This window comes from Paracoccus haeundaensis, assembly GCF_006239215.1.
GTDB lineage: Bacteria > Pseudomonadota > Alphaproteobacteria > Rhodobacterales > Rhodobacteraceae > Paracoccus > Paracoccus marcusii.
The window spans coordinates 22,500-33,355 of the sequence record NZ_VDDC01000042.1 but is presented as its reverse complement, the minus strand read 5'-3'; the positions used below and the strand labels follow the sequence as shown (position 1 = coordinate 33,355).

At 68.5% G+C, this 10,856-nt stretch carries 9 protein-coding genes; 2 read left to right on the top strand and 7 right to left on the bottom strand.

What is annotated here, in order from left to right; genetic code table 11:
* Both FHD67_RS17540 and FHD67_RS17535 read right to left on the bottom strand, forming a co-directional pair.
* Window positions 1-776: nucleotide sugar dehydrogenase (locus FHD67_RS17540; RefSeq protein ID WP_139599496.1), on the bottom strand; the 776-nt coding region annotated here is incomplete at its 3' end.
* A 73-nt stretch (window positions 777-849) separates the two neighbouring features.
* A complete protein-coding gene (locus FHD67_RS17535; protein WP_139599495.1) occupies window positions 850-2,994 on the bottom strand; it encodes a malate synthase G in 2,145 nt (714 codons plus the stop codon).
* A gap of 324 nt (window positions 2,995-3,318) precedes the next feature.
* On the opposite strand from FHD67_RS17535, the gene FHD67_RS17530 reads away from it, so the two are divergent.
* Together FHD67_RS17530 and FHD67_RS17525 are read left to right on the top strand one after the other, a co-directional pair.
* Window positions 3,319-4,557, top strand: coding sequence for an aromatic ring-hydroxylating oxygenase subunit alpha (locus FHD67_RS17530; protein WP_139599494.1), 1,239 nt, complete (start codon window positions 3,319-3,321; stop codon window positions 4,555-4,557).
* A complete protein-coding gene (locus tag FHD67_RS17525) occupies window positions 4,558-5,649 on the top strand; it encodes an FAD-binding oxidoreductase (RefSeq protein ID WP_045999823.1) in 1,092 nt (363 codons plus the stop codon).
* On the opposite strand, the gene FHD67_RS17520 is transcribed toward FHD67_RS17525, so the two are convergent.
* Genes FHD67_RS17520 through FHD67_RS17500 form a run of 5 tightly spaced genes read right to left on the bottom strand, consistent with a single transcriptional unit; the run spans window position 5,646 to window position 10,856 of the window.
* Window positions 5,646-6,491 carry an SMP-30/gluconolactonase/LRE family protein gene (locus tag FHD67_RS17520; RefSeq protein WP_139599493.1) on the bottom strand — a complete coding sequence of 282 codons (846 nt, stop codon included), beginning with the start codon at window positions 6,489-6,491 and terminating at the stop codon, window positions 5,646-5,648. The two genes, FHD67_RS17525 and FHD67_RS17520, sit on opposite strands and share 4 nt — an antisense overlap.
* The gene (locus FHD67_RS17515; protein WP_139599492.1) at window positions 6,488-7,090 is read right to left on the bottom strand and encodes a 2-dehydro-3-deoxy-6-phosphogalactonate aldolase; all 603 of its coding nucleotides are present in this window, start codon (window positions 7,088-7,090) and stop codon (window positions 6,488-6,490) included. The genes FHD67_RS17520 and FHD67_RS17515 overlap by 4 nt, the downstream gene beginning before the upstream one ends.
* Window positions 7,091-7,093: 3 nt before the next feature.
* Window positions 7,094-7,975: a 2-dehydro-3-deoxygalactonokinase gene (locus tag FHD67_RS17510; RefSeq protein ID WP_139599491.1), complete on the bottom strand. Its 882-nt coding sequence runs from the start codon at window positions 7,973-7,975 to the stop codon at window positions 7,094-7,096.
* Window positions 7,972-10,014, bottom strand: coding sequence for an alpha-galactosidase (locus FHD67_RS17505; protein WP_045999820.1), 2,043 nt, complete (start codon window positions 10,012-10,014; stop codon window positions 7,972-7,974). The genes FHD67_RS17510 and FHD67_RS17505 overlap by 4 nt, the downstream gene beginning before the upstream one ends.
* Window positions 10,011-10,856 (bottom strand): carbohydrate ABC transporter permease, encoded by an 846-nt coding sequence (locus tag FHD67_RS17500; protein ID WP_045983413.1) that lies wholly within the window; start codon window positions 10,854-10,856, stop codon window positions 10,011-10,013. The genes FHD67_RS17505 and FHD67_RS17500 overlap by 4 nt, the downstream gene beginning before the upstream one ends.

The following is a 10,856-nucleotide window of genomic DNA, read 5'->3' as shown; positions in this document are numbered from 1 at the left end:
TTGGGCAGGCAGTAGCCGCCATAGCCGAAGGACGGGTTGTTGTAATGGGCGCCGATGCGCGGATCCAGCCCGACACCTTGGATGATCTGGCGGCTGTCCAGGCCAAGCGACAGGGCATAGCTGTCCAGTTCGTTGAAATAGGCCACGCGCAGGGCAAGATAGGTGTTCGCGAACAGCTTGATCGCCTCTGCCTCGGTGGAGCCGGTCAGCAGGACCGGCACGTCGTCGTCCAGCGCCGCCTCGGCCAGCAGGTCGGCAAAGGCCCGGCCGCGGGCGCTGTCCTCGCCCACCACGATGCGGGAAGGGTGCAGGTTGTCGTGCAGCGCGCGCCCTTCGCGCAGGAATTCCGGACTGAAGATCACCTGCTCCGTGCCAATCCGGGCGCGCACGTCGCGGGTAAAGCCCACCGGGACCGTCGACTTGACCACGATCACCGCCTGCGGCGCCAGCCGTGTGACATCCCGGATCACGTCCTCGACGCTGGAGGTGTTGAAGTAGTTGGTCACCGGATCATAATCGGTGGGCGTCGCCACGATCACGAAGTCCACCCCCGCATAGGCCGCCGCCGGATCGGTCGTCGCGGTCAGGTCTAGGTTCTGCGTGGCTAGGTGATGGGCGATGTCCTCGTCGATGATCGGACAGCGCCGGTCGTTCAGCATGGCCACGCGCCCCGCGTCCACGTCCAGCGCGCGAACGGTGTTGCGCGCGGCCAGCAGGACGGCATTGGACAGGCCGACATAGCCGATGCCCGCGACGGCGATTATTTTCCCGGACATGGCAGGCCTCCCGATGATGTGGCCGGCACAATAGCGCGCGGCGGCGGCGTTGCAACCGCCGCCGCGTGGCGTGCTAGATCGCCTTGGCTTCCGCCCGGCGGGCATGCAGTGCCGGTTCGGTATAGCCGGACGGCTGCTGCGTTCCGGTCAGCACCAGGTCACGGGCGGCCAGGAAGGCCGGCCCGTCAAAGTCGGGTGCCATCGGGCGATAGGCGGGATCGCCCGCGTTCTGGCCGTCGACCTTGGCGGCCATACGGCGCAGTGCGTCCTCGACCTGGGCTTCGGTGATCAGCCCGTGCTCCAGCCAGTTGGCCAGGTACTGCGCGCTGATGCGGCAGGTGGCGCGGTCCTCCATCAGCTGCACGTCATCGATGTCGGGCACCTTGGAACAGCCGATGCCCTGATCGACCCACCGCACGACATAGCCCAGGATGCCCTGCGCGCTGTTGTCCAGCTCGCGCAGGACCTGATCCTGCGGGATCGGGCCGTCGGCCAAAGCCGGGGTCAGCAGCAGGTCCAGGTCGGGGATCGGCTGACCCTGCAGCTCGTCCTGGCGGGCGGCCACGTCGATCTGGTGATAGTGCAGCGCGTGCAGCGTCGCCGCGGTGGGCGAGGGAACCCAGGCCGTGCTGGCGCCCGATTTCGGATGGCCGACCTTGACCTCCAGCATCTCGGCCAGGGCGTCGGGCTTGGCCCACATCCCCTTGCCGATCTGCGCGCGGCCCCGCATGCCCGACGCCAGGCCGATCAGCACGTTGCGATCCTCATAGGCCTTCAGCCAGGTGGCGGTCTTCATCCCGTCGCGGCCCACGAAGGCACCCGCATGCATCGAGGTGTGGATCTCGTCGCCGGTGCGGTCCAGGAAGCCGGTGTTGATGAAGAAGATCCGGTTGCGGATCGCATGGATGCAGGCGGCTAGGTTGGCACTAGTGCGGCGCTCTTCGTCCATCAGGCCCAGCTTGACGGTGTTGGGGGTTAGTCCCAAGGCGGTCTCGACATGGGCAAAGACGCGGTCCGCGAATGCCGCCTCTTCGGGGCCATGCATCTTGGGCTTGACGACATAGATGGCGCCGGCGCGGCTGTTGCGCGGTCCTTCGGTCTTCTTCAGGTCATGGATGGCGCAGGCGACGGTAACCATCGCATCCATCAGCCCCTCGGGCGTGGACTGGCCGTCCTTGCGGATCACGTCGGTGGTCATCAGATGGCCCACGTTGCGCACCAGCAGCAGGGCGCGGCCCTGCAGCGTCACGGTGCTGCCGTCGGGCCGCGTCACGGTCCGGTCGCCCTCCAGGCGGCGGGTCATCGACGTGCCGCCCTTCTCGAAGGTCTCGGCCAGATCGCCCTTCATCAGGCCCAGCCAGTTGCCATAGACACCGATCTTGTCCTCGGCATCGACCGCGGCGACGCTGTCCTCGCAATCCTGAATGGCCGACAGCGCGGCCTCCAGCACGACGTCGCGCAGCCCGCTGGCCGATGCCGCCCCGATCGGGTGGTCGCGGTTGATCACCAGCTCGACATGCAGCCCGTTGTGGCGCAGGACGTATCCTGTGTCGGCGCCGTCGCGATGGGTGCCGACAAAGGCCGCCGGATCGGCCAGCCGCGCGGCCTGGCCCCCAACGGTCGCGACCAGCCCCTGCGCGTCGGCGTCATAGGCGGTCACGTCGGCATGGCTGCCCCCGTCCAGCGGCAGCGCCTGATCCAGGAACGCGGCCGCCTTGGCCACGACTGCGTCACGGCGCGCCGGATCGAACCCGCCCGACGGCACCGGACCCATCACGTCCGACCCGTACATCGCGTCATAGAGCGAGCCCCACCGCGCGTTTGCCGCGTTCAGGGCAAAGCGGGCATTGCTGACCGGCACGACCAGCTGCGGCCCGGCCAGGGTGGCGATCTCGGGGTCGATGTCGCCGTTCGCGACGGCAAACGGGGCCGGTTCGGCGACCAGATAGCCGATCTCGGTCAGGAAGACGCGATAGGCGGCGGCGTCCCAAGGCTGGTTCCCGCGGGCCTTGTGCCACGCGTCGATCTGGCGCTGCAGCTCGGCGCGGCGTTCCAGCAGGGCGGCGTTCTCGGCCGCGAATCCGTCCAGCAGCCCGGCGTAGCCCTGCCAGAAGGCATCCGCCGTCACGCCGGTTCCCGGCAGCACCTGCGCCTCGATGAACTTCGCAAAGTCGGTATCGACCTCAAGGCCGTGGCGGGGGGTGGCGGAACGGGTCATGGGGCTCTCCTCGGATGGCGGGGATTCGGCATCGGGCCATACCCCAAGGGTGGGATACGTCACCCCGGCAGGTTTGCCAAGTGTTTTGGAACGATTTTCCATTGTGTCCGCAAACAGGGTGTCGCGGCCTGGTGTCGCGGGGGTCCGGGGGCCCCGCAGCCTTGCCGCCCCCCTCGATGGGGGGTGGCGAGGCTTCCTTCCCTCAAAGGCACGCACATGATCACGATGTCCGTTTCCGCTGGCAGAATGTCGCAATTCTGCCGCGCCGTCGTTTGCCTGCGACTAGTTTGGGGCGAAAGCCACCCCGGACCCCCGAGCAGCGCCATGACCCAAACCTCCGACTTGACCACAGCCCAGCTGATCGCCGCCCGTCTTCCCGGCCACGCGCTGCCCCGCGACCTGTATTGCGGCGAACAGGCCTTCCAGGACGACCTGGAGCAGATCTGGTACCGGGAATGGCTGTTCGCCGGACCCAGCTGCGAGCTGCCCAAGACCGGCAGCTACATCACCATGCAGGTCGGCCAGTATCCGGTCATCGTCACCCGCGGCGCAGACGGCCGCATCCGTGCCTTCCATAACGTCTGCCGCCACCGCGGCCAGCGCCTGTGCGCCAAATCGAACGGGACCAACCCCAAGCTGGTCTGCCCCTATCACCAGTGGACCTACGACCTGAACGGCAAGCTGCTGTTCGCGCGCGACATGGGCCCCGAGTTCGACCCCTCCAAATACAGCCTCAAGCCGGTTCATTGCGTGGACCTGAACGGCATGATCTTCATCTGCCTGGCCCAGGTGCCCCCCGCCATCAACGAACTGGCGGCTAACCTGACCCGCTATGCCGCGCCCTCGGGGCTGGCCGATGCCAAGATCGCCTTCAGCTCGACCATCATCGAGAAGGGCAACTGGAAGCTGGTGATGGAGAACAACCGCGAATGTTATCACTGCAGCGGCAGCCATCCGTCGCTGTGCCGGACCTATTCCGACGATCCGCTGATGACGGTGATGGAGGGGCCGAACGCGGCCTCGCCCGAGATCCTGGCCCATTGGGACCGCTGCGATGCCGCAGGCCTGCCCGCCCGCTTCGTCAACGCGCCCGACATGCAGTGGCGCATGGCGCGGGTGCCGCTGATGGACCATCAGGAAAGCTTCACCATGTCGGGCAAGGCCGCCGTCGCGCGGCGCATGGGCACGATGCCCTGGAATGACGCGGGCAGCCTGATGTTCTATCACTTCCCCTCGTCCTGGAACCACTTCCTGCCCGATCACGCCATCGTCTTCCGCATCCTGCCGATCAGCCCGACCGAGACCGAGGTCACGACCAACTGGCTGGTCCACAAGGACGCGGTCGAAGGCGTCGATTACGACATCGAGACCCTGACCCGCGTCTGGCTGAACACCAATGACGAGGACCGCCAGGTGGTCGAGGAAAACCAGGCCGGCATCCTGTCCCCCGCCTACGAGCCCGGCCCCTATTCCCCCACGCAGGAGGCCGGTGTGATCCACCTGATCGACTGGTATTGCGGGTTGATGGCATCACGCCTCGGGATGCGGCAGGCGGCCGAATAGATGGCTAAGCCCCGCGTGAACTGGGCCGCCGAGCCGTGGTCCGATGACGAGCCGCTGGAATGCGTCATGGTCGTGCCCGAGACGCGCGACACCTCGACCTTCATCTTCCGGGCGCCGTCTGGCGCATGGTTCGACTATCAGCCCGGCCAGTTCGTGACGCTGGACCTGCCCGTCGATCCCGCCAAGGGGGCGGCCGGCAACGTCCAGCGGACCTACACGATCAGCTCCTCGCCGTCGCGGCCGCTGTCGATCTCGGTCACGGTCAAGGCGCAGTCGACCTCGATCGGCACGCGCTGGATGCTGGACCACCTCAAGCCCGGCATGCGGATCCGCGCCTTCGGCCCCAACGGCATCTTCAGCTTTCACCGCCATCCGGCGGCGAAATACCTGTTCATCTCGGCGGGGTCGGGGATCACGCCGATGATGTCCATGACCACCTGGGCCTGGGACCGGGCGCAGGACACCGACATCGTCTTCGTCCATGCCGCGCAGCGCCCGTCCGACATCATCTTCCGCGACCAGCTGGAACATTACGTCGCTCGCGTGCCCGGCCTGCAGCTGCGCCTGACCGTTGAACAGCCCGAACCGTTCCGCGTCTGGCACGGCTATCAGGGGCGGTTGAACAGCCTGATGCTGGGCCTGATGGCCCCCGACTATCTGGACCGCGAGGTGTTCTGCTGCGGCCCCGAGCCGTTCATGCAGGCCGTGCGCGAGATGCTGATCTCGCTTGGCTACGACATGGAGCGTTATCACCAGGAAAGCTTCGGCGCCCCCGTCGCCACCGAGGCCGAGGCCCCGGTCATCGAGGATGTCACCCCGGCCGACGATGCCAGCGCCCAGGTGACCTTCGCCTCCAGCGGCGTGACGGCGTCCTGCGCGGAAACCGACACGGTTCTGGCGGTGGCCAAGCGGGCAGGGCTGAACATTCCGTCCGGCTGCACCTTCGGCCTGTGCGGCACCTGCAAGATCCGCAAGACCGCCGGAGAGGTCCACATGGTCCATAACGGCGGCATCAGCGATGAGGACATCGCCGAGGGCTGGATCCTGGCCTGCTGTTCGAACCCGATGGGGCGGATCACCGTCGAGGTCTAGCCCAGGATGACCCGATGCTCCCGCTGGCCCGTGACGCCTGCGGGAACCGCATAGGTGCACCCGTCCGCGTCACGCGGATCGGCCAGCCCCTGCCGCGCGGTCGTCGCGAACAGCGTCGTCATGTCCGCGCCGCCGAAGGCCGGGCAGGAGACGTGCGGCGCGGGCAGATCGATCGCCCGGTCAAAGCGGCCCTGCCGGTCATAGCGCGCGACGCGCCCCGCGCCCCATTGCGCCGACCACAGCCCGCCCTGGGCGTCGATGACCGCGCCGTCGGGGTTCAGCCCTTCGGCGTTCAGGTCGATGAACACCTGCGGATCGCCCGCGGGCCAGCCGTCGCGGTCCAGCCGGACCTGCCAGATGGTCGAGCGGTCGGTATCGGCGAAATGCGCCAGATCGCCTTCGGGCGAAAAGCAGATCGCGTTGGTGATGGTGATGTCGGGGAACAGGCGGCGCAGCTCTCCGCGGTGGAACCGCCAGATCGATCCGGCACCGGGTTCCGCGTTCAGCCCCATTGTCCCGATCCAGAACCCACCCTGCGGGTCGGCACGGCCATCGTTGCTGCGCGTAACGGCGTTGTCGGCCTCCAGCGGCACCAGGACCTGGGCAGCACCGTCGCTCAGATCCACCAGCGACAGTGCCCGGCTGGACGCCACGATGATCCGGTCCGCATCGACGATCCCCGCGGCCGAGACGGGGTCGGCAAAATCCCACTGACGCCGCGCGCCGTCCAGCGGCTTTTCGAACATGCGGCGACCGATGATGTCGAACCAGATCAGCGACTGGCGGTCGGGATGCCACAGGGCGCCTTCGCCCAAGGTGCAGGGGGTGTCGTCAAAGATCATGCGCTGGCCTCCCATGCGGCGACGATGGCGGCGGCCTTGGCGGCCACGGTGTCGGCACTGTCGCCGGGCTTGTACAGGCTGGATCCGATCCCGAAGCCCGCGGCCCCGGCACGGCGCCATTCGGCCATGTTGTCCACGGACACGCCGCCCACGGCCCAGCAGTCGGTTCCCGCGGGCAGCACCGCGCGCATGGCGCGCAGGCCCGTGGGACCAATCAGCTCTCCGGGAAACAGTTTCAGCCCGGTGGCGCCCGCCGCCAGCGCGGCAAAGGCCTCGGTCGGGGTCATGACACCGGGATAGCTGGCCATGCCCGCCTCCACGGTGGCGCGGATCACGCCCGTGTCGCAATTGGGCGACAGGACCATCCGCCCGCCCGCATCGCGGACCGCCTGCACCTGGTCGGGCGTCAGCACCGTGCCCGCGCCGACCTGTGCGGCGTCACCGAACTCGCGCGACAGGATGCGGATGCTGTCCAGCGGGTCCGGAGAGTTCAGCGGCACCTCCAGCCGGGTGATGCCGGCTTGGATCAGGGCATGGCCGACGGCGCGGGCGTCCTGCGGCGTCAGGCCGCGAAGGATGGCGATCAGGGGACGGGACATGGATTATCCTTGCAGAAATTGACGATGGGCCGCGGACAGGCCGGCCAGCGTGGCGTCCTGGACCGACATGCGCGCGGCGGGGACGCCCTGCGCGGCCAGCGCATCGGCGTAAAGCGCCGACAGCGCGGGGGCGCCGATGATAGTGACCTGCGATCCCAGCCACCAGGGCCGGGCCGCGGCCATCTCCCACCCGATCAGCGTGCCCGACAGGCGTGCGCGTGCCGCAGCCGGGTCCAGCCCGGACAGCAGCGATTCCGCGCGCAGCTGGAACAGGCCCGCATAGCCGCGTTCCGGGCGGCTCATCGCGTCCGACACCGCGTCGCGGAACAGTGCGGGATCGCAGTCACCCTCGCCCACCGAATGGCGCAGGACCGACTGATTGGCGATCAGGCCGAACAGCTCACCGGTCATGAAGCTTTTGAAGTTGCAGATCTCACCGGCCGAGATGCGGACCCATTTCGTATGCGTGCCCGGCAGGCAGGCGATCCCGTCGAAGTCCGGGTCCAGCGCCAGAAGGCCCGCGATCTGGGTCTCCTCTCCGCGCATGACATCTGCGGGGTCGTCCTGGCGGACACCGCAGATGACGCGCACGGGCCGGCCGCCCGGATCGCCGGGCACCGCGACCATGCGTGGGGCGGCGGGGCAGGGGACGGGTGCATAGGGCGCCTCGACCCAGCCCTGGCGCGATCCGACCATGCCGCAGGCGATGACCGGCACGGCGGGCCACCCTTGGGTCGCCTGCGCCAGCACGCCCGCAAAGCGGTCGGGGGTCAGACCGCCCATACCCTGGTCGCTGTCGCGGGCCTCGACCACGGTGCGGCCGGACATGGCCCACAGCCGCAGGTTGGTGGTGCCCCAATCGGTGGCAATCCAGTCTATCGTCACAGGCGCGTCCCTTCGATCACGGCGATGGTTTGCGGAAAGGCGGGGGGCAGGGCCACGCCCTGCGCCATCAGCGCCGCGCCGTTCAGGGTCACCGCACCCTGCGACAGCGCAACAGAGGAACTGTGGTGACCCACGGGATGTTCCAGCATCGTCAGACGATAGCGCGCCTGCGGGTCCAGCCCGGTCAGACGCAGCAGCGGCGGCTGCAGCGCCACGGGGGCGTCGATCTGTGCGGCAAAGACCACCATGCGGCTGCCGTCGGCGGCCAGCTGCATCTCGGCCAGGCTGCCCGCAGGGCGGTCCAGCCGCCAGATGTCGCCCGCCATCATCCAGTCGCGGTTGGCCTTCCACCAGGTGGTGACGCGGGTCAGCGTCCTGGCCTCGGCGGTGGTCAGTTCACGCGGGTCCATCTCGAATCCCATGTGCCGCTGTGCCGCGGTCCAGGCGCGCAGGGCCATGGGCAGGACGCGCCCCGAGGTGTGGCACTCGCGCGGGCCGACATGGCTGCCCGTGACGCAGGCCGGCAGCAGCATCGCGGCGTGATGCTGGATGCGCAGGCGTTCGATCGCGTCGTTGCTGTCGGACAGCCAGACGCGACCGCAGCGGGTCAGGATGCCCGCGTCGATGCGCCCCCCGCCCGACGCGCAGCTTTCGAATTCCACCTGGGGATGGGCCGCGCGCAGCCGGTCGAACAGCGCATAAACGCCGCGCGTCTGCGCGGCATCGGGAAAGGGCGTCAGCCGGTTGTGATCCCATTTGACATAGTCGATGTCCCACGCGCCCAGGATGCCGCCGATGCGGTCGAACAGATGGTCGCGCACGTCGTCGCGGGCCATGTCCAGGTGCAGCTGGCTGCGCCCGCGGATCTGGTCCGCGGGGCCCAGCACCCAGTCCGGATGCGCGCGATAGAGGTCGCTGTCCTCGTTGATCATCTCGGGTTCGAACCACAGGCCAAAGCGCATGTTCAGCGCGCGGAGCTTGTCGATCAGCGGCTTGAACCCCTGGGGATGCTTGCGCGGGTCGATGGTCCAGTCGCCCAGGGACGAGCTGTCGTCGTCGCGCCGCCCGAACCAGCCGTCGTCCAGCACGAACCGTTCCGCGCCAAGGGCCGCGGCGCGTTCGGCGATCTGGGCCAGTTCGGTGGCGTCATGGCGGAAATAGATCGCCTCCCACCCGTTGTAATGCACGGGGCGCGGCTGGCGCGCGGGGGGCAGGGCGTCGCGGATGGCGCGCTGAAAGGGGACCGCCACGCTGTTCAGACCCCGATCGCCGCGCGCCAGCCAGATCTCGGCCATCTCGAACACCGTGCCGGGTGCGCGTTCCGACCCCGAGCAATGGCCCAGCTGGATCTGGCGGCGGCCGTCGGGCAGGGCCTCGACCAGCATCCGGTGGCCGCCGGACCAGCCGTAATGCAGGGCCACTGCCTCTCCGCCGGTGTTGGTGGTGCCGGGGGCGGTCAGCCACAGATGCGGCGGATGTTCGTGCCCAGACCGGCCGGTGCGCGCGTCGCGCAGGCGCGCGCCGTGGTCCAGCGCGGTCGTCACCGGCTGGAACTCGCGCGTCCAGCGCCCCGCCAGTTCGGTCAGGTCGGACAGATGCGCGGGGACCGGCAGGGCCAACGCCAGATGGTGCAGGGTCACCGCGGCGTCGGACGACAGCCGCGCGCGCAGGCCGATCAGCCCGTGATCCATCGCACGGATGGTGATGTCCAGCCGCAGGCCGGGCGCGACATGGCGCAGGGTCAGCGCGTCGCCCTGATCCGCGCTGTCGAGGCGCCAGTCCGGCTCCAGCGGCAGGCCGTTCTGGAATGCGACCAGCCCCGGCTGGCCCGGAAAGCTGCGCCGCGCCTCGGGGACCAGCGACAGGGGCGGCAGGGCGTCCAGCATGCCGCCGGTGATGCCGCCCGCCGCCGCCGCGACCAGCGCGTCCAGGTCGGTGTCGCCGGGCAGGGGCGCGCCCCAGTAGTGGCAGCAGGCCATGCCGCCGTCGCTGCCCAGGACCATGGTCTGGGCGGGCGTGTCGATGCGCCAGAGCCTCATTTCACCGCGCCCAGGGTCAGTCCGGCAATGAAATGCCGCTGCATCAGGAAGAACATCAGCACGGGCGGCAGGGCGGCCAGGATCGAGCCTGCGCTGACCAGGTGCCATGCGGCGATCCACTGGCCGTTCAGGCTGTTCAGCCCCGCCGTCACCGGCTGCGTGTCCGCGCCCGTGGTCAGCACCATCGCCCAGAAATAGTCGTTCCAGATGAAGGTGAAGACCAGCACCGAAAGGGCCGCGATGGCGGGCCGCACCAGCGGCAGCACGATATGCCAGAAGATCTGCCATTCGGTGACGCCTTCGACACGGGCGGCCTCGATCAGTTCGCGCGGCAGCGCCTTGATGAAGTTGCGCATGAACAGCGTGCAGAACCCGGTCTGAAAGGCGATGTGGAACAGCGCCAGGCCGGTGATGGTGTTGTACAGTCCCATGTCCACCGTCAGGTCGCGCACCGGCACCATCAGGATCTGGAACGGCACGAAATTGCCCGCGACGAACATGAAGAACACCACCAGCGACAGGCGGAACTTGTAGACCGCCAGCGCGAAGCCGGTCAGGCAGGACAGCCCCACCGCGCCGATCATCACCGGAATGGTGATGCGGAAGCTGTTCCACAGGTACTGCGCCAGGGGCGAGTTGCGGAACACGTCGGCATAGTTCTCCCATGCAAAGCGGGACGGGATGCCGAAATAGTTGCCCGCGGCTAGGTCGCCCGACGGGCGGACCGAGGTCATCGCGACCCCCAAGAGGGGCAGCAGCCACAGGACCAGCATGATCGGCAGCACGATCTTGTAGGTGCGCTGTGCCGCGGGGGACATCGTCTGGATGGGACGGGGAAACAT